A 26,664-nucleotide genomic window follows, 5' to 3' on the forward strand; every position below is an offset into this window, starting at 1 on the left:
GGTATGTCGATCTGGAGGATGAGATGCACGAGGTGAACCTGGCGGACTTCGCCGCCGCACACGCCGAAGGCGCCGCCGTGGTGGACGTCCGGGAACCGTTCGAATACGCCGCGGGCCACGTGCCCGGGGCCCGCTCGGTGCCGCTCGCGCAACTGCCCGCGGTGGTCGGGGATCTCCCCCGCAACCGTCCGGTCTACGTCATCTGCGCCAGCGGCAACCGCAGCCTGGCGGCCGCGCAGTTCCTGGCACGCGCCGGCATCGAGGCCCGGTCCGTCGCCGGCGGAACCGGCGAATGGCTCCGCACCGGCCGCACCGTCGCGACCGGCGCGGACGCCTGAACCCCCCGCCGGCCCACCTGAGCCGGCCCGCCCAGACGGGCGCCCGCGCACCAGAGACCCCGGGGAGCATGGGCCTGTTGCATACCCCCGGGGGTATAAGGTCACATCGTCTGAAGGAGTTCGCACATGCTGTTCACCCAGTACTACCTCGACTGCCTGTCCCAGGCCTCGTACCTGATCGCCGACGAACGCACCGGCCGCGCCGTGCTTGTCGACCCGCGCCGCGACATCGGCGAGTACCTGGCCGACGCCCGGTCGCACGGCCTGACCATCGAGGGCGTCATCAACACGCACTTCCACGCGGACTTCCTCGCCGGCCACCTCGAGGTCGCGGACGCGACCGGCGCGTGGATCGGCTACGGCCGCCGCGCCGAGACCGAGTACCCGATCCGCAAGCTCGCCGACGGTGAGCGGATCGGCCTCGGCGACGTCACCCTGGAGATCATGGAGACTCCGGGCCACACCCCGGAGTCGATCAGCGTGCTGGTGTACGAGCACACCGGCGACACCGTGCCGTACGGCGTGCTGACCGGTGACGCCCTGTTCATCGGCGACGTCGGCCGTCCCGACCTGCTCGCTTCCTTCGGCGTCACCGCCGACGAACTCGGCGCCATGCTCTACGACAGCGTGCAGCGCAAGCTGATGAGCCTGCCCGACGAGGTGCGCGTCTTCCCGGCCCACGGCGCCGGCTCCGCCTGCGGCAAGAACCTCTCCACCGAGCGGCAGTCCACCATCGGCGAGCAGCGCCGCACCAACTACGCCTGCGCGCCCATGAGCCAGGACCAGTTCCTCGCGCTGGTCACCGGCGGCCAGCCGTCGGCGCCGGGCTACTTCGCCTTCGACGCCGTACTCAACCGCAAGGCACGCCAACTGTTCGACTCCGACGCGGCCGCCCGCCCGCTGGCCACCGCCGAGTTCGCCCGCGCCCGCGCCGGGGGCGCCGTCGTCGTCGACGCCCGCGACCCGCAGGAGTACGCCGCCGGGCACGTGGTCGGGTCGATCAACATCCCGGCCGACGGCCGCTTCGCCGAGACCGCCGGCAGCGTGGTCGCCCCGGACCGCGCGGTGCTCGTGGTGGCACCGCACGATCGGGAGGAGGAGATCGTCGTACGGCTCGCCCGGATCGGCTTCGACCGGGTGGCCGGTTACCTCCGCGACGCCGAGACCGCGCTGGTCGAGCTGGCGGCCGAGATGACCCCGGCCAGCCGCCTCACCGCCACGGAGCTGCGCGACAGGCTCGACGGCGCCGAGCCGCCGGTGGTCCTCGATGTGCGCAACGCCGGGGAACGTGACCAGGGCGTCGTCCCCGGGTCGCTGCACATTCCCCTCGCGGAGCTGACCCGCCGCCTCGACGAGGTGCCGGCGGACCGGCCGGTGGTCGTGCACTGCGCCGGCGGCTACCGCTCCTCGGTCGCCGCCAGCCTGCTGCGCAACGCGGGCCGGCAGGACGTCTCCGACCTGCTCGGCGGCTACGGCGCCTGGCAGACGATGCTCGACCCGGCCGCCGCCTGAGCCGAGCGGCCGAGATCCCCGGGGACGGGTGACCGCGGGCACCCCCTGCGGTCGCCTGTCCCCTCGTCGCCCCGGAGAGCACGGAGGGATTCGTGACCACGTCGGCACTTCGGCTGGGCCTGCGGGCCAACGCCGCCCAGTTCACCCTGCTCGTCGCGGTCAACGCCCTCGTCGGCGGGCTGCTCGGCTCCGAGCGCACCGTCCTGCCCCTGCTCGCCGAGCGGGAATTCGACCTGACCGCGTACACCGCGGCGCTGACGTACATCCTCGCCTTCGGTGCGACCAAGGCCGTGACCAACTTCCTCGCCGGCGCCCTGTCCGACAGGTACGGACGCAAGCCGGTCCTGATCGCCGGGTGGCTCGCCGCCATCCCCGTACCCCTGATGATCATCTGGGCGCCGTCCTGGGGATGGGTGGTCGGCGCGAACGTCCTGCTCGGGGTCAGCCAGGGCCTGGCCTGGTCCACCACGGTCATCATGAAGATCGACCTCGCCGGTCCCGCTCGACGGGGACTGGCCATGGGGCTCAACGAAGCGGCCGGCTACCTGGCCGTGGCCACCACGGCCCTGGCCACCGGCTGGCTCGCGGCCGCGCACGGGCTGCGTCCCGTCCCGTTCCTGCTCGCCCTCGCCTACGCCGGCCTCGGCCTCGGCCTGTCCCTCGCCTCCGTCCGCGAGACCCACGGCCACGCCCGGCGGGAAGCGGCCACCCACGTCACCGGAACAGCCGAGCAGCACCACGGGCTCTCCACCGGCCGGGTCGCCGCCCTGACCTCCTGGCGGGAGCCGGCGCTCTCCGCGGCCAGCCAGGCTGGCATGGTCAACAACCTCAACGACGGCCTCGCCTGGGGTCTGTTCCCCCTGCTGTTCGCCACCGCCGGGCTGTCCCTGACCCAGATCGGGATCCTCGCCGCGCTCTACCCGGCGGTGTGGGGGCTCGGGCAGCTCGTCACCGGGCAGGCGTCCGACCGATACGGCCGCAAGCCGTTCGTCGTCGCCGGCATGCTCGCCCAGGCCGTCGCCCTCGCCTGGATCGCCCGCGCCGACGGCTTCGCCGGCTGGGCCGCCGCCGCGGTACTGCTCGGCGCCGGCACCGCCGCCGTCTACCCCACCCTGCTCGCGACCGTCGGCGACGTCGCCCACCCCGCCTGGCGGGCCCGCGCCGTCGGCGTCTACCGGCTGTGGCGCGACGGCGGCTTCGCCGTCGGCGCCCTGCTCGCCGGCGCCGTCGCCGACCTCGCGGGCGTCCGCGCGGCCGTGTGGGTCGTCGCGGCCCTCACCGCGGCCTCCGGTCTCCTGGCCTGGATTCGCATGTACGAGACGCACCCGCGAGCGGCTCGGCTGCCGCGGCCGGACGTGGCCCGCCCGGGCCCGCGTCCGGTCGCGTAATCAGCCGGCCCGTTCGTCCGCTCGGGACTGGTCCGGGTGCCGTCCGGCCAGGTGCGCCCGGGCACGCCCGTGCTCCTCGGCGTCGATCTCGCCCAGCGCGAACCGGCGGTCGAGGATCTCCTGCGGCGTCTCCCGCACCTGCCGGCCGTGGTCGGCGGGGCGTTGGACGAACCTGGCCACCGCCCAGACGATCACGGCGATCAGAGCGATCCACACCACCGGCATGAGTGTCATCCAGATCCAGCCGGAGCCGTATCCGTACATCATCGTGTCACCTCCGCCACGTAGGCCCCTCTCCCTAGAGCGTCACTCGTCGTAGGTGCTCCGGCCAGAGACTTACGGCCCGTCCCGTGATGCCCTCCGGCAGCGCGGGCGCCCGCCGTCGGCGGGTGGGACGATGGCGACCGTCCAACTTGCCCGACCCGGGTGGTGCGGTTGTTGCGCGGCAAGTTTTGCCTGTTCCGGGCGGGGGTAGCGGTCGCCTGAGTCAGGGACGAGGCATCGAACAGACGGGGACGATCCGGTGGACGAGATGACCGCACGGCTGGATCTTCCAGTCGGGGCCGAGGCCCTCGCCTCCGCCCGCCAGGTCGTGCACTCGGCCCTGGTCGGATGGGGGTTCGAGGACCTCGAGGACGTGGCGGACGCGGTGCTGGTCGCCGACGAGCTGGTCGCCAACGCGGTGCGCCACGGCGGCGGCTGCCTGAGCCTGCACGTCCACGCCCGCGGCGACGAGGTCACCGTCTGCGCGGTGGACGGCTCGGCGGTCGTTCCGCGCCGGCGCGAGCCGGACGGCGACGGCGGCCGTGGCCTGGCGATCATCGAGGCCCTCTGCCAGGCGTGGGGAATCGAGGACCTTCCCGACGGCGGCAAACGGGTGTGGGTGCGCCTCGTCCGGTCGAGGTAGCGGACATTCCCGGTCAGCCGCGCTTTCCTCTTCCGTCCTGCCTTCCTACTGTGAGGAACCACCGCCCCTCGAAGATCGCGAGAGTCACATGAGCATCCGCGTCTACCGCAACGCCGCCATCCACACCGGAGACAGCGGCAACCCGCTGGCCACCGCCATGGCCGTGGACGGCGACCACCTGCTGGCCGTCGGCGACGAGGCGCAGGTACGCGACGCGGCGGGCCGGGGCGCGGAGCTGATCGACCTGGACGGCGCGGCGGTGCTTCCCGGGCTCTACGACGCCCACATCCACACCGCGCAGTACGCGCAGAGCCTCGGCGCCGTGGACCTGCGCGGCGTACGCGGCCTGGACGAGGCCCTGTCGACGGTGGCCGCGCACGCGGCGCGGCTGCGGCCGGGCGCCTGGCTGTTCGGCGGCCGGTGGAACAGCAACACCTGGGATCCGCCGGCGCAGCCGGACCGGTACGCGCTGGACACGGTCTGCCCGGAGCTGCCGGTGGCGCTGCCCAGCGTGGACGGCCACACGGTGTGGGCCAACTCGGCGGCGTTGCGGCTGGCCGGGATCGACGCGAACACCCCCGACCCGGTGGGCGGCGAGATCGTCCGGGACGCCGACGGCGAGCCGACCGGCATCCTCCGCGAGACGGCCTCGGACCCGCTGCGCGACCTCATGGTCTCCCCCGACCTGCGCGAGCTGCTGAAGGCCGGGCAGGAGGAACTGCTCGCGCTCGGCCTGACCAGCGTGCACGACATCGACGGCGAGGACTGCCGGGCCGCCTACCTGGCCCTGCGCGACGCCGGCGAGCTCAAGCTGCGCGTCCACAAGGCGATCCCCATGGGTCACCTCGAGGCGGCCATCGCCGAAGGCCGCCGGACCGGGCAGGGCGACGAGTGGTTCCGCACCGGGCCCGTGAAGATCTTCAGCGACGGAGCGCTCGGCTCGCACACCTGCCACATGAGCCGGTCCTTCGCCGGCGAGCAGGGCAACGTGGGCATCGCGGTCACCCCGTACGAGGACCTCGTCCGGCTGTTCGCCCGGGCCGCGGGGGCCGGCATCGCGGTGGCCACGCACGCCATCGGCGACCGCGCCAACCACCTGGTCATCGACGCCTACGAGGCGGTCGGGCGTACGCCGGGGCTGCGGCACCGCATCGAGCACGCGCAGCACCTGCGGCCCGCCGACCTGGCCCGGATGGCCGGCCTGGGCATCGTCGCCTCGATGCAGCCGGTGCACTGCACCAGCGACATCGATCTCGTCGACTCCCTGCTGGCCGGCCACGACCTCGCCTCCTACGCCTGGCGCGGGATGCTGGACGCCGGCGTGCTGCTGGCGTTCGGCTCCGACGCCCCCGTCGAGAGCCCCGACCCCTTCGCCGCGCTGTACGCCGCGGTGACCCGTGCCCGTCCCGACGGCACCCCCGCCGGCGGCTGGCAGCCGGAGCAGCGGCTGAGCATGGCCGAGGCCGTCACCGCCCACACCCTGGGCGCCGCCCGCGCCGCCGGCGAGGACGACCGCAAGGGCGTCCTCGCGCCCGGCAAGCTCGCCGACTTCATCGCGGTGGACACCGACCCCTACCGCGAATCGCCGGACGCCGTGCGGCGTACCCGGGTCCTGACGACAGTGGTCGGCGGCGAGATCCGCTGGCAGCGGAGCTAGCGGAGCCCGGTCAGCGGCCCAGGGCCAGCTCCGCCACCTCGGCGGCGCACCCCCAGGACAGGGTGACCCCCGCCCCGCCGTGGCCGTACGCGTGCACGAGCCGGCTGCCGCGCGGGCCCGCCGGGTCCGGGTCCACCTCGACCCGCGGGCCGCCGTGCCGCGCCGGACGCAGCCCGATCCGCTCGCCGAGCACCGGCGCGCCGGCCAGCTCCGGCACCAGCGCCACGCAGCGGGCCCGGATCGCCGCCGCCGTGTCCGGGTCGGGCCGGGTGTGCCCCACCCCCGGCTCGTACGTGCCGCCGAGCACCACGTCGTGCCGGCGCGGGTGCACGTACGTGATCCCGGCCGGATCGTCCTCGTCGCGCATCGACACGGTCAGGCCCGGGTTCGCCACCAGCACCACGTGCCCGCGTGCCGGGTGCACGGCCGGGTCGGCGGCGAGCCGGCCGGCGGCCAGGCCCGTGGCGTTGACGACGGTCGGGGCGAGGTCGAAGGCGTCGGTGAGCCGCCGCACCGGGTGGCGCAGCACCCGCCCGCCGCCGGCCTCCAGCCGCTGCCGCAGCCAGGCCAGGTACGGCGTCATCTCCACCGTCGGCGCCGTGAACCTCAGCACCGCCGTGTACGGGGGCGCCAGCGGCTCGGCTACCAGGCCCCCGCACGCCTCCGCCCACCACGGCGGGCCGTCGTACGGACGGCGCAGCAGCATCCGGGTCGGCCGGTCGACCACCCCCGGCACACCGTCCGCCGCCTGGCGGCCCAGCTCCGTGTGGGTCTCCCGCGCCCAGCGCAGCACCCGCGGGTCCTGGTCGGTGTGGCTCGGGTACCAGACCGCCGCGGCCACCGTGGACACCGTGTCCGCCGGGTCGTGGGCGGTCAGCACGGTCACCCGCGCGCCCCGCCGCTGGAGCGTGAGGGCCGCCGTCATCCCGACGATCCCACCGCCGACCACCACCACGTCCGGCCCTGCCGTCGTCGTCCGCACGCCTGCCAGTGTCCGACGTGCCTCCTCCTCCGGACAAGATCGCGGACCCAGCAAGCGGTGCCCTACTCGTCCGGGCAGGTCAGTCGAGCACCTGGACGGTGTCGCCGACGCTGATCATGCGAGCTTCGCCCGGCTCGGCCCGCACCGTCATCTGGAGACCGAAGAGGAGCTTCTGGCCGACCTTCCGCCGCGCGGCCAGCATCCACAGCGGCTCCCGCCCCCGCTCCCCGGTCTCCTGGTCGATCGTCGCGACCAGACAGCGACCACACTCGCCCACGCCGTGGAACACGGCCCCGCCGATCCTGATCCGCCGGCCGACCCACCCGCCCTCGGCCCACGGCGCCGCGCCGCTGACCACCACGTTGGGGCGGAACCGGTCCATCGGCAGCGGCCCCTCGGCGCTCCCCGACTCCAGCAGCCAGCCGTTGAACGCGTCCAGCGACGCGGTGTTGGCCAGCAGCAGCGGGCTGCCGTCGGCGAAGCTCAGCTCGGCGCCGGAGCCGGCCGGGACCGGCCAGGGAACGCGGTTACCGGTGGGGTCACCGAGCCAGACCAGGCGGGCGGCGCGCCCCAACAGCCGGTGCAGCCACTCGTCGGCCTCGGGGCCGGCGGCGCGTACCGGTGCGGTTGGCCGCCCCCGGAACACCCGGACCTGAATCTCCTCGCCGCCCGTCGGTTCGGCCAGGTCCAGCGGGGCCAGCCCGGGCGCATCCAGGGTGAGCCCGCCCGGTCGGGACACCGCCCGCACCGTCACCAACTCCCGGTGCTGGCGCTGGGTCAGGCCGATGCCCTGTTCGTCCACGATGAGCCAGCGCCGGTCGCCGGCCAGGCCCCACGGCTCGACCCGCGCCGTGTCGCGGTCCGTCCGCCGGCACCCCTTCAGGGGGTACGTGTGGATCGACGCGACTCGCATCCCGCCAGGATCACACGACCCGACCGCCGACGGAAGCGGGCCTTCTGCCGATCGCGGATCGGCACATCACAGGCTGTCGAGGCTGACCTCGTGCATCGTCACGTCGGGTCCGATCCGGAACAGCCGCGGTGGGCCCGTGAGCCGTCGTGCCTCCGCGTACTCGGTCACCCGCGCAGCCTGTTCCTCGCCGGACGGGTCGGTCACCCGGAAGCCGCGCAGGTGAACAGCTTCGGTGTCGATGTCGTCAGCTCGAAGTCGTACGGCTCGCCGGTGTTCTCCCGGATGCCGGCGTCCGGCGACAGGGTCAGCGACCGGACGAGCTCGCCGTCCTCCCAGACCGCGAAACCGAGCCACTCCACGGCCGAGTGCATCCCGTGCATGACGATCCGCCGGCCCGCTCCCGCCCGGCGCAGGTGTTCCGGCAGCTCAGACGGCCGGTCGCCCCGGTGAGCGCTGCCGCAGCATGCGTCTGTCGCCAATGGACTGGGTATGAGAGTGGAGTGCCGAACGACCGGGAGCATGGTGGCGCGGAGGTGCTCCTCGCCTCGCAACTCTGGCCGGCGGTGCTCATCCCAGCAGGTGCGCTCGCCACCCTGGTCGCCGCCGGCATCTGGCTGATGCCCTCCTTCCCGTTCGCGCCGGCCGGTCTCCTGCTCGCCACGGTCGTCGTGGCCTGGTCGCAACGGGGCGACGCTCTGCTGGCCGACGAAGCCGGTCTGCTGGTCCGACACCGCGGCCGCGTCACCCGTCGCTACCACTGGGAAGAGATCCGCGAAGCTGAACTGACCCGACCCGGGTTCGGCCAGGTCGCCCTGGCCGTCTACCCCCACGGCGGTCCGTGGGACGTCCCCGGTCCTAACAGCGCTGTCCTGGTGGGCCGCGTCTGGCGGCTGCGCATGCCCGATCGGGAAATCCAAGATCGGATCCACGCGCTCCTGCGCTCCCGAGGAGTCCGTACCACCCACTGATCCGGCGCGGTCGCCATGGATCGGATATTCGGCGCTGAAGCGTGGTCACTCAGCTACGAGCAGAGGGCATATCCATCAACCGGATATGCCCTCTGAATGTGTCGGGACGGCCGGATTCGAACCGACGACCCCTTGACCCCCAGAGATCGGCAATACGGTCCGGCGCGGCTGGCGCCGCCGGTCGACGGCCTGATGGTGGTCACCGTGGTCCCGCTCGGGCTCGTCGGTTGCTGTACTCGCTGCTGTACCCGGCCCCGCTGCCGACAGCGCTCCGATCGCCCTCAACGGTTGCCCCGCCAGGGACTTCACGCACGAATCTGTCTTCGGGTCAACGGATCAGCCGCATTGGGACGGATCGGCGCCAGGAGTTGGGCGACAACTTGCGTCCTCTGACGACGGCTGACGGCCCCTTGTCGGTTGAGCTGTGCCGGACCTGTGCCGGATGACCTTCGGGTGGCCGTGCCGCCCTCATCTGAGCTAGGGCAGCGGCATCAACGATCGTCAGTGGTGTTGATCTATGCGGGCGATGATCTCCTGCGACAGGGATGTCATGACCCGGCGGGCTGGACGCCCCATGCCAGGATCAGGCGTGACCGAGACCACCCCCAGGGACATCTCCCCTCCGAGCCGCAGTGACGTTCCACCGGCCGGCACCAGCCCAGATGACCTGGTGCCAGTCGAAGAGATGATTGAGGCCGGCGTGCAACGACTTGCTGAAGCCGTGGCGCTAAACCCTAACGTCGAAGCCGCCACGAACACGAGCATCCAGGCTCATCTTTCGACCCTCCGAACGGCAATCTCAGAGGTGTTCTATAACGATGATGAGTCCACCCAAGCCGACATGCTGCTCATGCAGCTCGACAAGCGGGTTTACTTGGCCCAGAAAGTCGCCCTGGGAGGAACCTCAGAACGAGTCATCGAGACACTGTGGGAAATATTCAAACAGGCGATCGCGGCAGTGACCGCCTCGATCTCCTTCACCGACCACATGGAGAATGGTCGACGCGCGTGTGAGTTTGAGCGCGAGAAACTGGTAAGCGCAGCTGCGGGCCTGGACGTGATGCTGACGCAGTCGCAAGTGTCCGCAACGGCTCAGGAGGTGCGCCGCATCGCGGATGATGTTCAGGAAGCAGCGGGGGACGTTGCACAGAGCCAGCTCGCGGCGCACTATCAGGAAGGTGCGGAAGCCGAGGGTCGTCGCTACCTGTTTTGGAATCTTCTCTTTGGGGGTTCGGTCCTCGCATCTGTTGCACTCGCCTCATTCCTGATCGCCCAGAGCCCTCAGTCAAATTGGACTGCCCAAGAAGCGACCAGGATAACGCTCGCAATCCCTTTGCTCGCCTTTGCCGTCCACGCCGCCCGGCAATCCCGGTTTCACCGGGACGCCCAGGCCAGCCTGTCGCTAGTGGCTATCAAACTGAAGACTGTGCGGGCATTTGCGGATTCGTTGGAATTCGAGAATAGACAAGAGCTACTTAAGATGTTGGGCGAGGCGATTTTCAGCGCTCCGGGTCAATCCAATGCGACGACAGAGGGCGCGGATTCCCTCCCGATAAGCATGCCTGACCTCACCGAGCTTCTCAGGTCACGCGGGACCGCTCAGAACAACGCAGGCGACAGCACCAGGTGAGTCCTCACCTGGACGAGTCCCCTCTGCGCTTCCAAGCCATCCCGTCGGCCTTCGTCCGCACCCCGTGGAGTGGGTGGGGCCTGCCCGGTCAAGGTGGAGCACACCACCGTCTGAACGACCTTGACCGGGCAGGCCCCACCCACTCGGCTCTGCCCGGACGAAGGGTGTCGGGATGGCGACAACCATCCTGGAGCGCCCGAGCGCCCCGCCGGAGGCGCTTGCTTGTCGCGTGATCGGGTGGCTTGGGAGAGAATGCCTCATGACCTGGGAGTGGCTTGCCCCGACCGCGACTGCCGTCGTGGGTCTAGCTGGTATCGCTGGCACGGTGGGTGCCGCCACCCTAGCTAGACGGACGCAGATCGAGACCGCCCGAATGGCCGCCGTGAATGCACTGCTTCAAGAGAAGCGTGCGTTATACGCCAGGTATCTGCACGCCGCCGAAGACTTCAGAGACGCGTCGACCGAGCTGCTACGCCTCAACGAAGCTAAGGATGCGATGTTAGAGCGCCTTCGGAGCCACCTAGATCTCGACGACCAACCTATACCTGACGAACTTAAAGCTGAGATATCGGTGCTCGCCTCGCGGGCCGAAGTCATGCAGAGGGATCTACATGCTTCAGAGAAGCACCTCCGACGCCTGCGCGCAGAACTCGCGGTCATCGGCGGGACAGCGCTATCAATCATCGCCGTTAGGCTTGAGTCCAAGCTCACCGCGGTCGCGCTCGGCACCGCAAGAGAGGACGACGACATAAGTGGGGCGATGGGCTACTTGACGACCGCGATGCATGCTGATGTCGACCCCACCAACGACGAAAGCGAACGGCTGATACGAGAGATTGCGGGACTCCATAAATAGCCTGCTCAAGCCCCGGGAAACTGCCCTGATTGGCGGTCCGGGGCTTCGTCGTATGTCGCGCCGCCGGCGGGCTATCACCGACGCGCTGGCGGCCGAAGGCCAGAGGCGCGGCGGCGGGCCATCGGCCCGGCCCAGGTTCGGTGGCGCGCGCGGCCTGCGAAGCGGGCCACCTTGAAGGCGTGCAGCACGTTCTCACCGGAAGCAGCTACCTGACCTCTTCGGTGTGAACGTCGATCTGGTCTGCCACCGCACCTCAACCGATGCCAACTGGTGCTGTCAAGTGCACTTCGGTTGCCGTTGAGGGCCCTTCGATGGTGGACGCCGTCGGGCCGTCCGCTGACTTCATGCTGACACAACCACCTAATCCCGTGCAGGCTGCTCGATGATGGTGGGGTGGCTCAGGTGTTCCGCGTCGATGGCGGAAGCGCAGCGTCCTGCTCGCCACGGTGGCTCTTGGGTGTGGCTTGGTGGCCACTTGGGCTTGGCTTCATCCGACCGGTTGGCGGTTGCCTCGGGTGGGTTGGGCCGGCACGGAACAGGCCGGCTGGATCGCCGGAATCCTCGGCGGGTTGTTCGGTCTGGCGTCGTTCGTTTCCGACCGAATCGACAGTCACCGGGACAATAGTCCGAGATCCGCTTCCGTCGATGGGGTGGTACGGGTCGGCAGGGTGCCGCGGCCGGCTGCCTGGTTCCAGGACCGCCATACTCGTACTGATCTGGCAAAGGCGGCCAGGGCCGGCCGCGCAGCGGTACTGACTCAAGCGGTCAGGCTGGCCGGAGCCGCCGGTTACTTCGTCCCGAACGCGGTTGGACGGCATCATCGGTTGTCGTCCGGCGTTGGCTCACGCCAAGGATCGTGTTTATCCTGCTTGCTCCTGCGGTGCGTTGTTAACCTCTGGCGATGCTTCCGCTGCCTTCTCGCTGCTTGGTATGACGCCAATCGCCTGCTGGTGACTGGCTGCGACCGTTCGGGTTAGCTGATTCGCATTGAAGTGGGCTCGCCGCCGGTCGGCCACCACCTGCTCGAACAGGGGGATGGCCTCATCGGTACGCCCCGCCAACCGGTAGGCGCTGGCCAGTCCGTAAACCGAATTCAGAGTGTTCGGGTGGTCGTCGCCGAGAACCCGCCGCCGGTCGGCCACCACCTGTTCGAACAGGGGGATCGCCTCATCGGTACGCCCCGCCAACAGGGAGGCGCTGGCCAGTCCGTGAACCGAATTCAGAGTGTGCGGGTGGTCGTCGCCGAGAACCCGCCGCCGGTCGGCCACCACCTGCTCGAACAGGCGGATCGCCTCATCCGTACGCCCCGCCAACCGGTAGGCGCTGGCCAGTCCAAAGACCGAGTCCAGGGTGTCCCGGTGGTCGTCGCCGAGAACCCGCCGCCGGTCGGCCACCACCTGCTCGAACAGGCGGATCGCCTCATCCGCACGCCCCGCCAACAGGGAGGCGTAAGCCAGTCCCTGAACCGAATTCAGAGTGTTCGGGTGGTCGTCGCCGAGAACCCCCCGCCGGTCGGCCACCACCTGTTCGAACAGGGGGATCGCCTCATCGGTACGCCCCGCCGACCGGTAGGCGCTGGCCAGTCCGTGAACCGAATTCAGAGTGTGCGGGTGGTCGTCGCCGAGAACCCGCCGCCGGTCGGCCACCACCTGCTCGAACAGGCGGATCGCCTCATCCGTACGCCCCGCCAACCGGTAGGCGCTGGCCAGTCCAAAGACCGAGTCCAGGGTGTCCCGGTGGTCGTCGCCGAGAACCCGCCGCCGGTCGGCCACCACCTGCTCGAACAGGCGGATCGCCTCATCCGCACGCCCCGCCAACCGGTAGGTGTTAGCCAGTCCCTGAACCGAATTCAGAGTGTTCGGGTGGTCGTCGCCGAGAACCCGCCGCCGGTCGGCCACCACCTGCTCGAACAGGCGGATCGCCTCATCCGTACGCCCCGCCAACCGGTAGGTGTTAGCCAGTCCGTGAACCGAATTCAGAGTGTGCGGGTGGTCGTCGCCGAGAATCCGCCGCCGGTCGGCCATCACCTGTTCGAACAGGGGGATCGCCTCATCCGCACGCCCCGCCAACAGGTAGGCGCTGGCCAATTCGTGAACCGAGTGCAGAGTGTGCGGGTGGTCGTCGCCGAGAACCCGCCGCCGGTCGGCCACCACCTGCTCGAACAGGGGGATCGCCTCATCCGTACGCCCCGCCGACCGGTAGGTGTTAGCCAGTCCATGGACCGAGTGCAGGGTGTCCCGGTGGTCGTCGCCGAGAATCCGCCGCCGGTCGGCCATCACCTGTTCGAACAGGGGGATCGCCTCATCCGTACGCCCCGCCAACAGGTAGGCGCTAGCCAGTCCAAAGACCGAGTCCAGGGTGTTCGGGTGGTCGTCGCCGAGAACCCGCCGCTGGTCGGCCAGCACCTGCTCGAACAGGGGGATGGCCTCATCCGTACGCCCCGCGAAATGGTAGGCGTAAGCCAGTCCCTGAACCGAATTCAGAGTGTTCGGGTGGTCGTCGCCGAGAACCCGCCGCTGGTCGGCCACCACCTGCTCGAACAGGGGGATCGCCTCATCCGTACGCCCCGCCAACAGGGAGGCGTAAGCCAGTCCCTGAACCGAATTCAGAGTGTTCGGGTGGTCGTCGCCGAGAATCCGCCGCCGGTCGGCCATCACCTGCTCGAGCAGGGGGATCGCCTCATCCGCACGCCCCGCCAACAGGTAGGCGCTGGCCAGTCCAAAGACCGAGTCCAGGGTGTCCCGGTGGTCGTCGCCGAGAACCCGCCGCCGGTCGGCCACCACCTGCTCGAACAGGGGGATCGCCTCATCCGCACGCCCCGCCGACCGGTAGGTGTTAGCCAGTCCCTGAACCGAATTCAAAGTGTGCGGGTGGTCGTCGCCGAGAACCCGCCGCCGGTCGGCCACCACCTGCTCGAACAGGGCGATCGCCTCATCCGCACGCCCCGCCGACCGGTAGGTGTTAGCCAGTCCCTGAACCGAATTCAAAGTGTGCGGGTGGTCGTCGCCGAGAACCCGCCGCCGGCCGGCCACCACCTGCTCGAACAGGGCGATCGCCTCATCCGTACGCCCCGCCAACAGGTAGGCGCTGGCCAATTCGTGAACCGAATTCAGAGTGTGCGGGTGATCGCCGCCAAGAACCTGCGGGTAGCTGGCCACCACCCGCTCGAACAGGGTGATCGCCTCATCCGTACGCCCCGCCGACCGGTGGACGAGAGCCAGGTTGTAAACCGAATTCAGAGTGTGCCAATCGTTATCGCCAAGGACCCGCTGGTAGTCGGCTACCACCTGCTCGAACAGGGGGATCGCCTCATCTGTACGCCCCGCCGACTCGTAGGCGTTAGCCAGTCCATGGACCGAGTGCAGGGTGTCCCGGTGGTCGTCGCCGAGAACCCGCCGCCGGTCGGCCACCACCTGCTCGAACAGGCGGATCGCCTCATCCGCACGCCCCGCCGACTCGAAGGCGCTAGCCAGTCCAAAGACCGAGTCCAGGGTGTCCCGGTGGTCGTCGCCGAGAACCCGCCGCTGGTCGGCCAGCACCTGCTCGAACAGGGGGATGGCCTCATCCGTACGCCCCGCCAAATGGTAGGCGTAAGCCAGCATGTGGACCGAGTTGAGGGTGTCCTGGTGGTCGTCGCCGAGAACCCGCCGCCGGTCGGCCAGCACCTGCTCTAACAGGGTTAGGGCGGTGGCATATTGACCTTGGGTTAGTAGGAAGTACGCAGCTTGGTCGGCTAGCTTCAGTTGCTCAGGTGTGTGCGCTTCGGCGCGGGCGGCGCCAACAAGGGTGTCGATGTGCGGTACCAGCGTCGCCCATCGAGGCCAGCCTGCCTGGTTTTCCACCGGATGACTAGGGATGGCTGTCAACAGCAGTCTGGTCGCTGCGGTTACCGGACTGTCGGGGCCGTCGGCGTGCTGGTTGGCGCGGGTGACTGCTTGCACCAGGCGGTGCACCCCGATCGTTGCGTCGGCGCGGCTGATCATGCTGTAGGAGGCGAGCAGGGCTATCGCATCTCGGACGTCGTCGGGGTCGTCGGCCAGTGGATACAGCACATCCGCCGGTAGTCCGTCGGGCGCCAGCCACGCGAGTACGTCTAATACCCGCAAGGCCAACGGTGACTGATCGGCGACGGTTTTCATGGTGATCTGCCATACCTCGGCGATTGTCCGCTCCGACCGGCCGCTAACCCCGCTATGGGCAGCGGTGCGGGTGAACCGGTCGGTGAGTCGTTGCCGGTAGCCGTCGAAGTCGACATCCGGATGGTGGCTGATGTAGGCGGCGGCCTGCTCCAATGCCAACGGCAGATCGCCCAACTCCTCGGCCAGCCTGCCCGCACCCTCCGAATCGTCCAGGCCAGTTAACCGGTGCAGCAGATTTACACTGGCCGGACGGGCGAGTTCTCTCAGCTGCAGTGGTGCTAACCCCGAACGACGCCACCACGCTCCGCCCACGTCCCGGCGGGTTGTCACCAACACGTCGCCCCGCCCACGGACCAGCCCGAGTAGGCCGAGGATGTGGTCGATGTCCTCGACGTTGTCCAATATCAACAGCCAGCCCGGGTTGGTCTGCAACCAACCAACCGCCCACTCATGCGCGTCCGCCAACGTCGCCGCCGGATGCAGCCGCCGTGTCAACCCACCCAACCCCACCGCGAGCGCGTCCGGGCTGTCCGCGGTCACCCACCACACCAGCCGATAACGCTTCAACCGGTGGCGGGCGTAGTGCAGCACCAACTCCGACTTACCGATCCCGCCCAGACCATGCACCGCGGCCTGCCCGACCGCCACCCCCGACGCGTCACCGGCCAGCAACGCGTCGAGCTGCTCCAGGTCCCGGCCCACGAACACCCGCGACTCGGCCGGCAGATTGTGCACCACCACGCCACCACCGACCGGGCTGTCACCAACCCGCTGCGGCGGCGGCAACCCTGCGGCGTCCACCCCCACATTCGTCTGCGTGTTGTGGTTACCGATCTGTGTCCCCGATGCGTTTTCCACCCGGACCGACCGTGGCACACCATCCGGTGGTGTGGTCACCGTCGGCCGTCCGGGTCCGGGCCGAAGTTATTGGTCTGCGTGTTGTGCGACCCCACCTGCACCCCCTGCGACCCCAACACTGTGACCGACCAACCCGACACCCCAGCGTCGGCCAAGATCTGCGCCACGTCCTTAGCCAGCTGAGCGTCCTCGGACAGCGCCTTAACCACCACCGCCCGTAGCAGCTCTCGGCTAGCCGCATCGTCAGGCTGCTCACCGACCTCCGTTACCGCCTGGCCGATCTGCGCCGACCGGCTCGACCCCAACAACCGCTGAAACAAGCGCCGACCTACGCCCAACCCGGCGTCCGCCGTCGCGTCAGCAGACTGATCCACCACCCGCTGCATCACCGCCCCGCCATACGCCCCTGCCACCGCGGTCAGGTACGGCACCACCACACCCGTCAACTCAACAACACTCACCGCCCCCCCCTTCGACCATCAGCTATGAGCAACACGAACCACGATTACCATCCACAACCATCGGCGCGACGAACAGACAGAAACCCGACTCACCGCCACTCGCCCCCTCGCTGCCATCCCGTCTGCCGCCGACCCACACACCGTGGAGCGGGCCAGGGCCAGGGTGACAAGGTGGAGCGCCCTACTGGACGAACGACCTTGTCGCCCTGGCCCTGGCCTGCTCGGCTTGCCTGGGTCGGCGGCAGACGGGATGGCATCCCTCAACCACTACCACCCACGGCCGCAACCGTTCGGCAACTCCATCCCGGAGTCGTCTGGCCCCCGCCGGAGGCACAATCTCTGACCCCAACCCCCGCCCCTTCCACCTTCACCTCTTCCCCACCTCCGACCCCGTGAGCGGCTGGCGTGATTCCGTTCGGCAACTCGCCCGGCCGGGCCGTCGACCGGTCGGCGGTTCCTGTCGTGAGGCTGAATGCGTGACGTGAGGAAGGACGCTGTCGTCCTGGTTTCGGTCGACCTCCGAGACTCGTCACCGGGTCACCTTGCTGACCCACGGGTGACGCGGGGCGGGCGTGGCGTTCGGGCCGGCTGACTTACCGCCCGCCGCCGAAGGCGGGCGGGGCGGCGGCTCCGTCAGGAGCCGGTTACCGCGCCCGGCCCGCGCCGCGCGGAGCGCGCTTGATCTAGTACAGGCCAATTCGGCAACAGATCACAGGCTGCGTCCGGTCGAACTAGCCGGCATGGACACAACTCCTCCCCCGGCCGCCGTCGTCCGGTGACACATGAGGGATCGCTGTGGCTCACCCAGCGCGCGAGGCTGGCTGCCTCGTCCGCTCCGCTCGCGGTCGCCTGCACCCTCACCTTCATCGGCCCTTAAGGTTCCCTTCCGGCCCTCGGGCTCCGGCTTCCTTCCCCCCCACCACCCCCTTCGAACGCCTGTACGATCAACCAAGTGGGGAAAGACCTGGTGGCGCGCTGGTGGAATGGCACGTGGGGTCGGCTGACCGGCGTGACGTGTGGCTCGCCCGAGAGGTTCGTTGGCACGTCGTCGCCAGGGCAGGCGACTCCGAGACCGGCACGGTGCTCCGCTGGGAGTTTGACTCCGAGGACAAGGCACGGCAGATGGTAAAGCCGCATCGCCCGCGCGGGCGTCCCGAAGATCACGGTCCACGACGCCCGGCGCACCTGCGGTTCCCTGCTGGTCGACCTGGACGTGCATCCCCGCGTCGCCATGGCGATCCTGAGACACGCCGACTTCTCGATCACGATGGAGATCTACAGCCAGGTCTCGTCTAAGGCGACCCGGGAGGCCCTGCGGAAGCTCGGTCAGAGCCTCGATCAATGAGCCGTTGCTGTACTTCACTGCTGTACAAGATCAGAAAAGGCCATCCGGAAGATTCCGAATGGCCTCTGACCTGCGTCGGGACGGCCGGATTCGAACCGACGACCCCTTGACCCCCAGTCAAGTGCGCTACCAAACTGCGCCACGTCCCGATGCCCCCGCGTGGTGTTCCCCACGGCAGCCGGTACAGCTTAGCGCAAGATCCTCAACCCCGCGCACAGGCCCCACCGGGTGCCGCACCCCACTCCCCCTAGAGCGTCCTAGGAAAGAAGCCGCCGGGAATCGGAGGATCCCCGGCGGCTTCTTCAGGGACGGCTCAGCCGTGGGCCTTGCCCCGGCCACCCGGGCCGAGCTTCTTGCGCGGGCGGACCGAGATGTCGATCGGGGTGCCCTCGAAGCCGAACTCCTCGCGGAGCTTGCGCTCCACGAAGCGCTGGTAGCCGGCGTCGAGCGGGCCGGTGGTGAACAGCACGAAGCGCGGCGGGGACACGCCGGCCTGGGTGGCGAAGAGGATGCGCGGGGCCCGGCCGCCGCGCACCGGGTGCGGGGTGGCCTGGACCAGGGCGGTGAGCCACTGGTTGAGCTGCGCGGTCGGGATGCGGGTCTCCCAGCTCGCCAGGGCCTTGCGCAGCGCCGGGGCGAGCTTGTCGACCGCCCGGCCGGTCTTCGCCGACAGGTTCAGCCGGATCGCCCAGGGGATGCGGCGCAGCTCCCGGTCGATCTCCTTGTCCAGGTAGTAGCGGCGGTCGCCGTCCACCAGGTCCCACTTGTTGAAGGCGATCACCAGGGCCCGGCCGGCTTCGACCACCATCGTGAGGATCCGCTGGTCCTGCTCGCTGATCACCTCGCTGGAGTCGAGCAGCACCACGGCCACCTCGGCCGCCTCGATCGCCGAGGCCGTGCGCAGGCTGGCGTAGTACTCGGTGCCGCTGGCCTTGCCCACCCGCTTGCGCAGGCCGGCGGTGTCGACGAGCTGCCAGACCTCGCCGCCGATCTCCACGAGGCTGTCGACCGGGTCGACGGTGGTGCCCGCCACCGCGTCGACCACCGCGCGCTCCTCGCCGGAGAAGCGGTTGAGCAGGCTGGACTTGCCGACGTTGGGGCGACCGACCAGGGCGACGCGGCGCGGGCCGCGCGGGCGGTTCTCCACGATCTTCGGCGCCTCGGGCAGCGCGTCCATGATGGCGTCGAGCAGGTCGCCGGAGCCGCGGCCGTGCAGCGCGGAGACCGGGTACGGCTCACCGAGGCCGAGCGACCACAGCGCGGTCGACTCCATCTCGATGGCCGTGTTGTCGGCCTTGTTGGCCACCAGGATCACCGGCTTGGCGCTGCGCCGCAGCATCTTCACGGCGGCCTCGTCCACGTCGGTCGAGCCGACCATGGCGTCGACCACGAAGACCACCACGTCGGCGGTGGCCACGGCCGTCTCGGCCTGGGCGGCGATGGCCGCGGCCCGGTCCTTGGCGTCCGGCTCCCAGCCGCCGGTGTCCACCACGGTGAACGCCCGGCCGTTCCACTGCGCGTCGTACGGCACCCGGTCCCGGGTCACGCCGGGGATGTCCTCGACGACCGCCTGCCGGCGGCCGATGATGCGGTTGACAAGTGTGGACTTGCCCACGTTGGGGCGGCCGACCACGGCCACCACCGGCTGCGGGCCGGTCGGCTCGCCGGGCTCCAGCTCCGGCTCGCGGAGCTCGACCCAGCCTCCGAATTCGTCGGTCACGCCACACCCCGCTCGGTGAGCAGCGCGCGCAGCCGGTCGACGACCTCGTCGATGCCCAGCTCGGTGGTGTCCAGCACGACCGCGTCGGCGGCCTGCTGGAGCGGGTTGACCTTGCGGGTCGAGTCCAGCTTGTCCCGGCGGGCCAGGTCGGCGGCGGTCGCCGTGACGTCGGCGGCGTCCTCGGCGCTGCGCCGCAGGGCGCGGGCCGCCTCGGAGGCGGTCAGGTAGACCTTCAGGTCGGCGTCGGGCGCCACCACCGAGCCGATGTCGCGGCCCTCGACCACGATCCGGCCGGCGTCGGCGATGAGCTGCCGCTGCCGGGCGACCAGCAACTCGCGGACGGCACCCACGGCTGCCACCGCGGAGACCGCGCCGGTCACCTCGGGACCCCGGATCTCCTTGGCCACGTCGACGCCGTCGGCGGTCACGCCGTACCCCTGGGGGTCGGTGCCGATGCGCAGGTCGACCTCGCCGGCGACCTTGGCCACCGACTCGATGTCGGTCAGGTCGACCCCGGAGCGCAGCACCGCCCAGGTGAGCGCCCGGTACATGGCGCCGGTGTCGAGGTAGCGGGCGCCGAGGCTGACCGCGAGCCGCCGCGACACGGTGGACTTACCCGAACCGGACGGCCCGTCCACAGCGACCACGCAGCGCCCGGCCCGTACGTTTTCCTCCACCGTTGTCCTCCTCAGCCCGTACCTCGCGGGTCGCCGGTGTCTCCGGCGCCGTTGAGCGGTTGGCGTTTCCTCATCAATAATCCCGCGCCGCGCGGGTCGGCCGCGCGCCATGGCGCCGCGGGCCGCGTCGAAGCCTACCGGGAGCCGTACCCCGATCGCCGGGGTCAGTCACCCACGGCCTTGAACAGGGCGGCGACCTCCGCGTTGGTCAGCCGGCGCAGCCGCCCGGTGCGCAGGTCGCCGAGCTTGATCGGACCGATCGAGGTACGGATCAGCCGGGACACCGGATGTCCCACCTCGGCCATCAGGCGCCGGACGATGTGCTTGCGCCCCTCGTGCAGGGTCAGCTCCACCTGGGCGGTTCTGCCCAGGGTGCCCACCACCTTGAAGGCGTCGACCTTCACCGGCCCGTCCTCCAGCTCGACGCCGGCCGTCAGCCGCTTGCCCAGGTTGCGCGGGATCGGCCCGGCGACCTCGGCGAGGTAGGTCTTGAGCACCTCGTACGACGGGTGCATGAGCTTGTGGGCGAGGGTGCCGTCGTTGGTGAGCAGGAGCAGGCCCTCGCTGTCCGCGTCGAGCCGCCCGACGTGGTAGACCCGCTGCTCCAGCCGCGCGCCGATGAAGTCGGCGAGCTCGGTGCGGCCCTTCTCGTCGGCCATGGTGGTGACCACCCCGCGCGGCTTGTTCATCGCCACGTAGACCAGGCGGACGTCGGCCTGGAGCCGTTCGCCGTCGACGTGGATCACGTCGCGCGTCGGGTCCGCCTTGTCGCCGAGCTGGGCGACCCGGCCGTTGACGGTGACCCGGCGCCGGAAGATCAGGTCCTCGCAGGCGCGCCGCGATCCCACCCCCGCGGCGGCGAGCACCTTCTGGAGGCGCTCGGCGCCCTCGTACACGGGGGCGTCGGGCTTCGGGGCACGGTCATCGCGTCGCATCGGCAAGCTCTTCTACGTCGTCGGGGAGGAAGGGGGCCAGGGGCGGGAGGTCGTCCACCGAGTTCAACCCCAGCTTCTCCAGGAACATCGTGGTGGTCCGGTAGAGGAACGCCCCGCTGTCCGCCTCGGTGCCGCACTCCTCGACCAGGCCCCGGGAGACCAGGGTACGGATCACGCCGTCGCAGTTGACACCCCGGATCGCGGAGATCCGCGACCGGGTCACCGGCTGCTTGTAGGCGATCACCGCGAGGGTCTCCAGCGCGGCCTGGGTCAGCCGCACCGACTGGCCCTCCAAGACGAACCGCTCGACGTAGGTCGCGTATTCCGGCCGGGTGTAGAGACGCCAGCCACCCGCGGCCCGGCGCAGCTCGAAGCCGTGCCCGGCCGCCGTGTAGCCGGCCGCGATCTCGTCGAGCATCGGGCCGATCCGCTCCGGGGACTGCTCCAGCACCTGGGCCAGGGTCAGCTCGCTGACCGGCTGGTCCACCACCAGCAGGATGGCCTCCAGGGCGCCGCGCAGCTCGGCGTCGTCGAGCACGGGCGCGGGCTCCGGCACGGGCGCCGGCCGCCGTCGTCCCCGCTTCCCGGGTACGCCACCCGCGCCGCCCTCCCCCTCCGGCTCGCCGGGCCGGGCGTCGCCACCGACAGCGTCCTCGCCCGCCTCGCCGGGCCGGGCGTCGCCACCGCCGACGTCGTCCTCGGCCACCCGGGCCGGCTCCACCGCGTCAGGGACGGCCTCCGGCTCGCCCGCGCTCTCCCCCGCCTCCGCGGCAGGCGCCTCCTCGGCGATCTTGGTACGGTCCGGCCTCTCAAGGGGCGCGCTCGTACCAAGATCGGCATCGGCGGCGGGCTCGGCGTCGGCGGCGGGCTCGGGCTCCGTCTCGGTGCGGGGCTTCGGTGGGGTGGGGCGCTCCCACGGGGGGATCCAGGCGGCGGCCTGGTCGGCCAGCGAGTCGCGGCGTTCCTCGTCGCTCATCGGGTCACTCCTGCGGGGTTGCCGGGTCGTCCGCCGCGGGGGCGGGCGGGGTGGCCGGCTCGGGGTTGCCGGCGTACTCGTCGATGGTCAGCTCGGTGCCGCCGTCGGCGGAGCCGGTCCAGCGCACGGTCAGCTCCTCCAGCGCCTGCTCCTGGACGAAGGCCACGAGGCCCTGCCGGTAGAGCTCCAGCAGCGCCAGGAAGCGGGCCACCACCTCCAGGGTGATCTCGCAGTCGGCGCAGAGCAGCGAGAAGCTGGCCGTGCCGGCGCGGCGCAGCCGCTCGGAGATGATCTCGGCGTGCTCCCGGACGCTCACGCGGACCATGTGCACGTGCGCGATGGACACCTCGGGCACCGGCTTCGGGGTCATCGCCTTGAGCGCCAGCTTGAGCAGCCGCTCCGGGCCGATGCCCAGCACCAGGTCGGGCAGCGCCTCGGCGTACCGGGGTTCCAGGGTGACCGCGCGCGGATAGCGCCGCCCGCCGACCGACTCCAGTTCGGCGATGTGGGCCGCCGCCTCCTTGTACGCCTTGTACTGCAACAGCCGGGCGAAGAGCAGGTCCCGGGCCTCCAGCAGGGCCAGGTCCTCCTCGTCCTCCACCTCGGCGGCGGGCAGCAGCCGGGCCGCCTTGAGGTCCAGCAGCGTGGCGGCGACCAGCAGGAACTCGCTGGTCTCGTCCAGGTCCCACTGGTCGCCCATGGCCCGCAGGTACGCGATGAACTCGTCGGTGACCTTGTGCAGGGCCACCTCGGTGACGTCCAGCTTGTGCTTGCTGATGAGCTGGAGCAGCAGGTCGAACGGGCCGGTGAAGTTGTCCAGCCGGACGGTGAAGCCGCTGGTCTCCTCGACGGTGGCCGGGGCGGCGGGCACCACGCCGTCGACCTCGGCGGCCAGCTCTGCGGCGGCCACCGGATCGGCGGCGCCGTGCGGCGGATCGAGGGGCGGTGCGGTCACCGGCAAACCGTAGTCCACGACCCGGGCACCCGGCGTGCGGCCTACCGCTCCGCCTGGGCGGCGATCACCTCGCGGGCGAGCTGGCGGTAGTTGCGCGCGCCCGAGGAGGCCGGGTCGAGGGTGGTGATCGGGGCGCCGGCCACCGTCGACTCGGGGAACTTGACGGTCTTGGTGATCACCGTCTGGTAGACCTTGTCGCCGAACGCCTCCACCACCCGCTGGAGCACCTGGCGGCAGTGGGTGGTGCGGCTGTCGTACATGGTGGCGAGGATGCCTTCGAGCTCCAGGTCGAAGTTGAGCCGCTCGCGCACCTTGTCGATGGTGTCCAGCAGCAGCGCGACACCGCGCAGGCTGAAGAACTCGCACTCCAGCGGGATGAGCACGCCGTGCGCCACGGTCAGCGCGTTGATCGCCAGCAGGCCCAGCGAGGGCTGGCAGTCGATCAGGATGAAGTCGTACTCCTTGCGGATCGTGCGGAGCACCCGCGCCAGGGCCATCTCCCGGGCGACCTCGTTGACCAGCTGGATCTCGGCGGCGGAGAGATCGATGTTGGCGGGCAGCAGGTGCAGCCCGGCCACGTCGGTCTTGATCAGGACGTCCTCGGCGGTGACGTCGTCCTGCATGAGCAGGTTGTAGACCGACAGGTCCAGGTTGTGCGGGTTGACGCCGAGGCCCACCGAGAGGGCACCCTGCGGGTCGAAGTCGACGAGCAGCACCTTGCGGCCGTACTCGGCGAGCGCCGCGCCCAGGTTGATGGTGGTCGTGGTCTTGCCGACGCCACCCTTCTGGTTGGCCATCGCGATGATCCGCGCCGGGCCGTGCCGGTCGGTCGGCATCGGCTCCGGGATCGGCTTACGCATGGTGTACGCGGCCGGGTCGGCGGGGCCGAGATCGGCGCCGAGCGTCGCCTGCTGCTCACGGAGCTCCGACGTCCAGGTCTCGGCACGGTCACCGTTTCCTGCCATGTCCTCGTTGCCCCCTCCCGACGACCACCCGGCGTCGGAGCCGTCCGACGTCCCTCGCGGCGCCGCTGCGCACCCCCGGTCCGTCACCCCTGGAGGCCCGCGCCGATGCCGACTGTACGCCACGTGCCAGCAGCGCGTTCGGTAGCGGGTCGGCGTGTCGGAGCCGGTGGTCAGCCGCGGGCCCGGGGGTGGGCGGTCGCGTAGACCTCCCGCAGCCGCTCCACGGTGACCAACGTGTACACCTGGGTGGTGGTCACCGAGGCGTGACCGAGCAGTTCCTGCACGACCCGCACGTCGGCGCCGCCGTCGAGCAGGTGGGTGGCGTACGAGTGGCGCAGGGTGTGCGGGGAGACCGCGTCGGGCCCGTCGACGGGCAGGCCGGCCCGCCCGGCCGCGGCGCGCAGCACGGTCCAGGCGCCCTGCCGGGTGAGCGGGCCGCCGCGGGCGTTGACGAAGACCGTCGGGGTGCCGCGGCCGGCGGCGAGCAGCGCCGGCCGCCCGCGGACCAGCCAGGCGCGCAGCGCCTCGGCCGCGTACCCGCCGACCGGCACGAGCCGGGTCTTCCCGCCCTTGCCGTGCAGCAGCACGGTTCCGGCGTCGAGGTCGAGGTCGTCCACGACCGCGCCGACCGCCTCGGAGATGCGCGCGCCGGTGCCGTACAGGAATTCCAGCAGCGCCCGGTCGCGCAGCGCCCGGGGCGCGTCCTCGCCGGTGGCGGCGACCGGGCCGGCGGTCTCCAGCAGCCGGACCACGGCGTCGACCGGCAGCGCCCGGGGCAGCCGGCGCGGCGGGGTGGGCGGGCGGACGTCGCGGCTGGGGTCGGCGCCGGCCGTGCCCTCGCGCAGCGCGAAGCGGTGCAGGCCGCGCACGGCGCTGGCCGCGCGGGCGGCGGAGGACACGGCGAGCGGCGGGTGGTCGGCGTCGCCGGCGCGCAGCCGGGCCAGGTGCGCCTCGATCTCGGCGGGGCCGACGGCGGCCAGGTCGGTCACGCCGGCGGCGGCCAGTGTGGACAGGTAGCGGTCCAGGTCGCGACGGTACGAGGCGAGGGTGTTCGTGGACAGTCCCCGCTCGACGGTGAGGTGGTCCAGGTAGCCCCGGACGGCACGGCGCAGGGCCGGCGCGGGCTCGACGCCCGCACCGGCCCGTTCGACCGTGGAGTCGGTCAGCCCAGCACCTCGGCCAGCGGCAGCACGTCCATGCCGTGCGCCTCGGCGACCGGGCCGTAGACGACCTGGCCGGCGTGGGTGTTCAGGCCGAGGGCGAGCGCCGGGTCGTTGCGCAGCGCCTGCTGCCAGCCCTGGTTGGCCAGTTCGAGGGCGTACGGCAGGGTGACGTTCGTCAGCGCGTAGGTGCTGGTGTTCGGCACCGCGCCGGGCATGTTCGCCACGCAGTAGAAGATCGAGTCGTGCACCTTGTAGACCGGGTCGGCGTGCGTGGTCGGGCGCGAGTCCTCGAAGCAGCCGCCCTGGTCGATGGCGATGTCGACGAGCACGCTGCCCGGCTTCATGCGGGAGACCAGCTCGTTGGAGATGAGCTTCGGGGCCTTCGCGCCGGGCACCAGCACCGCGCCGATGACCAGGTCGGCGTCGAGCACGGCCCGCTCGATCTCGTACGCGTTGGACGCGACGGTCTGCAGGTGGCCCCGGTAGATGGCGTCGGCCTGGCGCAGCCGGGCGACGTTCTTGTCCAGCAGCAGCACCTCGGACTGCAGGCCCAGCGCGATGGCGGCGGCGTTCAGGCCGGACACGCCGGCGCCGATGACCACGGTCTTGGCCGCGTACACGCCGGAGACGCCGCCGGGCAGCACGCCCCGGCCCCCGCCGGTGCGCATCATGTAGAAGGCGCCCACCTGCGGGGCGAGCCGGCCGGCCACCTCGGACATCGGGGCGAGCAGCGGCAGCGAGCGGTCGGGCAGCTCGACGGTCTCGTACGCGATGCCGGTGACCTTACGGTCCAGCAGCGCGTCGGTGCACTCCTTCGAGGCGGCCAGGTGCAGGTAGGTGAAGAGCACCTGCCCCTCGCGCATCCGGTGGTACTCCTCGGCGATCGGCTCCTTGACCTTGAGCACCAGCTCGGCGGTGTCCCAGACCTCGTCGGCGGTGGCCAGGATCTTCGCGCCGGCGGCGGCGAACTCGTCGTCGGTGATGCTGGAGCCGACGCCAGCGCCGGACTCGACGAAGACCTCGTGGCCGTGGCGGGTGAACTCGTTGACGCCCGCGGGCGTGATCGCCACGCGGTACTCGTGGTTCTTGACCTCGCGTGGGATTCCGACCTTCACGATGCAGACACCTTCCTCCGGGGCAGCTCACCCCCGACTGCGCGGCGCCGCGACGGCCCCTTTGCCGACGCGGTCCACCGGTCCCGCCGGCGGCAGTCTAGGCGCGTGGGAACCCCACGGAGGCCAACACAGTGACATCCGGTGCCCGGTCGTGCTGACGGTGTGTCAGGCATCGACCGGGCTGGGCGGTGGAGACCGCCTCAG

22 protein-coding genes, 1 tRNA gene and 1 pseudogene are annotated in these 26,664 nt (G+C 70.8%); 9 read left to right on the forward strand and 15 right to left on the reverse strand.

Annotated features, from left to right (window positions below; translation table 11 throughout):
- The first annotated feature begins 23 nt into the window (after positions 1 to 23).
- From GA0070603_RS07910 to GA0070603_RS07920, 3 genes are all read left to right on the forward strand, one after another.
- Positions 24 to 338, forward strand: coding sequence for a rhodanese-like domain-containing protein (locus GA0070603_RS07910; RefSeq protein WP_091309414.1), 315 nt, complete (start codon positions 24 to 26; stop codon positions 336 to 338).
- A gap of 126 nt (positions 339 to 464) precedes the next feature.
- The gene (locus GA0070603_RS07915) at positions 465 to 1,850 is read left to right on the forward strand and encodes an MBL fold metallo-hydrolase (protein WP_091309418.1); all 1,386 of its coding nucleotides are present in this window, start codon (positions 465 to 467) and stop codon (positions 1,848 to 1,850) included.
- A gap of 92 nt (positions 1,851 to 1,942) precedes the next feature.
- A complete protein-coding gene (locus GA0070603_RS07920; RefSeq protein ID WP_091309422.1) occupies positions 1,943 to 3,238 on the forward strand; it encodes an MFS transporter in 1,296 nt (431 codons plus the stop codon).
- Here GA0070603_RS07920 and GA0070603_RS07925 read toward each other — a convergent pair whose 3' ends face one another.
- Positions 3,239 to 3,505: an SHOCT domain-containing protein gene (locus GA0070603_RS07925; protein ID WP_091309425.1), complete on the reverse strand. Its 267-nt coding sequence runs from the start codon at positions 3,503 to 3,505 to the stop codon at positions 3,239 to 3,241. It lies immediately after the preceding gene.
- A 265-nt stretch (positions 3,506 to 3,770) separates the two neighbouring features.
- Between GA0070603_RS07925 and GA0070603_RS07930 the strand changes: the two genes are divergently transcribed.
- Both GA0070603_RS07930 and GA0070603_RS07935 read left to right on the forward strand, forming a co-directional pair.
- On the forward strand, positions 3,771 to 4,145 hold the full coding sequence (locus GA0070603_RS07930) for an ATP-binding protein (protein ID WP_139131840.1): 375 nt from the start codon (positions 3,771 to 3,773) through the stop codon (positions 4,143 to 4,145).
- Positions 4,146 to 4,233: 88 nt separating this feature from the next.
- Entirely contained in the window at positions 4,234 to 5,802 is a 1,569-nt protein-coding gene (locus tag GA0070603_RS07935) for an amidohydrolase (RefSeq protein ID WP_091309432.1), read from the forward strand.
- A gap of 10 nt (positions 5,803 to 5,812) precedes the next feature.
- Here the strand turns inward: GA0070603_RS07935 and GA0070603_RS07940 are convergent, their stop codons facing one another.
- The 3 genes from GA0070603_RS07940 to GA0070603_RS32610 form a co-directional block, all read right to left on the reverse strand.
- The gene (locus tag GA0070603_RS07940; RefSeq protein WP_244282454.1) at positions 5,813 to 6,784 is read right to left on the reverse strand and encodes an FAD-dependent oxidoreductase; all 972 of its coding nucleotides are present in this window, start codon (positions 6,782 to 6,784) and stop codon (positions 5,813 to 5,815) included.
- 79 nt (positions 6,785 to 6,863) lie between these two features.
- Complete coding sequence (locus GA0070603_RS07945) at positions 6,864 to 7,697, reverse strand: MOSC domain-containing protein (protein WP_091309435.1); 834 nt, start codon at positions 7,695 to 7,697, stop codon at positions 6,864 to 6,866.
- 200 nt (positions 7,698 to 7,897) lie between these two features.
- Positions 7,898 to 8,218 (reverse strand): DUF6928 family protein, encoded by a 321-nt coding sequence (locus GA0070603_RS32610; protein WP_425270422.1) that lies wholly within the window; start codon positions 8,216 to 8,218, stop codon positions 7,898 to 7,900.
- On the opposite strand from GA0070603_RS32610, the gene GA0070603_RS07955 reads away from it, so the two are divergent.
- The 3 genes from GA0070603_RS07955 to GA0070603_RS07965 all read left to right on the forward strand — a co-directional run bounded on the left by GA0070603_RS07955 (position 8,198) and on the right by GA0070603_RS07965 (position 11,151).
- Positions 8,198 to 8,665, forward strand: a complete 468-nt coding sequence (locus tag GA0070603_RS07955) for a hypothetical protein (RefSeq protein ID WP_091309438.1) — start codon at positions 8,198 to 8,200, stop codon at positions 8,663 to 8,665. The two genes, GA0070603_RS32610 and GA0070603_RS07955, sit on opposite strands and share 21 nt — an antisense overlap.
- A 589-nt stretch (positions 8,666 to 9,254) precedes the next feature.
- Complete coding sequence (locus GA0070603_RS07960; RefSeq protein ID WP_091309441.1) at positions 9,255 to 10,295, forward strand: hypothetical protein; 1,041 nt, start codon at positions 9,255 to 9,257, stop codon at positions 10,293 to 10,295.
- Between the two features lie 172 nt (positions 10,296 to 10,467).
- Positions 10,468 to 11,151 (forward strand): hypothetical protein, encoded by a 684-nt coding sequence (locus tag GA0070603_RS07965; protein WP_091309445.1) that lies wholly within the window; start codon positions 10,468 to 10,470, stop codon positions 11,149 to 11,151.
- Between the two features lie 860 nt (positions 11,152 to 12,011).
- Here the strand turns inward: GA0070603_RS07965 and GA0070603_RS07970 are convergent.
- Positions 12,012 to 16,148: a tetratricopeptide repeat protein gene (locus GA0070603_RS07970; protein ID WP_167544519.1), complete on the reverse strand. Its 4,137-nt coding sequence runs from the start codon at positions 16,146 to 16,148 to the stop codon at positions 12,012 to 12,014.
- A gap of 35 nt (positions 16,149 to 16,183) precedes the next feature.
- Positions 16,184 to 16,609 (reverse strand): RIP homotypic interaction motif-containing protein, encoded by a 426-nt coding sequence (locus tag GA0070603_RS07975; protein ID WP_091309450.1) that lies wholly within the window; start codon positions 16,607 to 16,609, stop codon positions 16,184 to 16,186.
- Positions 16,610 to 17,738: 1,129 nt separating this feature from the next.
- Here GA0070603_RS07975 and GA0070603_RS07980 point away from each other — a divergent pair.
- Positions 17,739 to 17,954 (forward strand): annotated as a pseudogene (locus tag GA0070603_RS07980) (site-specific integrase); the annotation flags it as partial.
- Between the two features lie 75 nt (positions 17,955 to 18,029).
- Here the strand turns inward: GA0070603_RS07980 and GA0070603_RS07985 are convergent.
- From GA0070603_RS07985 to ald, 9 genes are all read right to left on the reverse strand, one after another.
- Positions 18,030 to 18,103 (reverse strand) — tRNA-Pro (locus tag GA0070603_RS07985).
- A gap of 164 nt (positions 18,104 to 18,267) precedes the next feature.
- Positions 18,268 to 19,674: a ribosome biogenesis GTPase Der gene (gene der, locus GA0070603_RS07990; RefSeq protein WP_091309454.1), complete on the reverse strand. Its 1,407-nt coding sequence runs from the start codon at positions 19,672 to 19,674 to the stop codon at positions 18,268 to 18,270.
- A complete protein-coding gene (cmk, locus tag GA0070603_RS07995; RefSeq protein WP_091309459.1) occupies positions 19,671 to 20,351 on the reverse strand; it encodes a (d)CMP kinase in 681 nt (226 codons plus the stop codon). Before cmk ends, der begins: the two co-directional genes overlap by 4 nt.
- Positions 20,352 to 20,515: 164 nt before the next feature.
- Entirely contained in the window at positions 20,516 to 21,286 is a 771-nt protein-coding gene (locus tag GA0070603_RS08000; protein ID WP_091309463.1) for a pseudouridine synthase, read from the reverse strand.
- A complete protein-coding gene (gene scpB / locus GA0070603_RS08005; RefSeq protein ID WP_091309467.1) occupies positions 21,273 to 22,262 on the reverse strand; it encodes an SMC-Scp complex subunit ScpB in 990 nt (329 codons plus the stop codon). The genes GA0070603_RS08000 and scpB overlap by 14 nt, the downstream gene beginning before the upstream one ends.
- A 4-nt stretch (positions 22,263 to 22,266) precedes the next feature.
- The gene (locus tag GA0070603_RS08010) at positions 22,267 to 23,157 is read right to left on the reverse strand and encodes a segregation and condensation protein A (RefSeq protein WP_425270501.1); all 891 of its coding nucleotides are present in this window, start codon (positions 23,155 to 23,157) and stop codon (positions 22,267 to 22,269) included.
- 101 nt (positions 23,158 to 23,258) lie between these two features.
- Positions 23,259 to 24,182: a ParA family protein gene (locus GA0070603_RS08015; protein ID WP_091266519.1), complete on the reverse strand. Its 924-nt coding sequence runs from the start codon at positions 24,180 to 24,182 to the stop codon at positions 23,259 to 23,261.
- Between the two features lie 170 nt (positions 24,183 to 24,352).
- Positions 24,353 to 25,348: a site-specific tyrosine recombinase XerD gene (locus GA0070603_RS08020; RefSeq protein ID WP_091309474.1), complete on the reverse strand. Its 996-nt coding sequence runs from the start codon at positions 25,346 to 25,348 to the stop codon at positions 24,353 to 24,355.
- Positions 25,345 to 26,460 carry an alanine dehydrogenase gene (gene ald, locus GA0070603_RS08025; RefSeq protein ID WP_091309477.1) on the reverse strand — a complete coding sequence of 372 codons (1,116 nt, stop codon included), beginning with the start codon at positions 26,458 to 26,460 and terminating at the stop codon, positions 25,345 to 25,347. The genes GA0070603_RS08020 and ald overlap by 4 nt, the downstream gene beginning before the upstream one ends.
- Between the last annotated feature and the right edge of the window lie 204 nt (positions 26,461 to 26,664).

It is taken from the genome of Micromonospora chersina (assembly GCF_900091475.1).
Classification (GTDB): Bacteria; Actinomycetota; Actinomycetes; order Mycobacteriales; family Micromonosporaceae; genus Micromonospora; species Micromonospora chersina.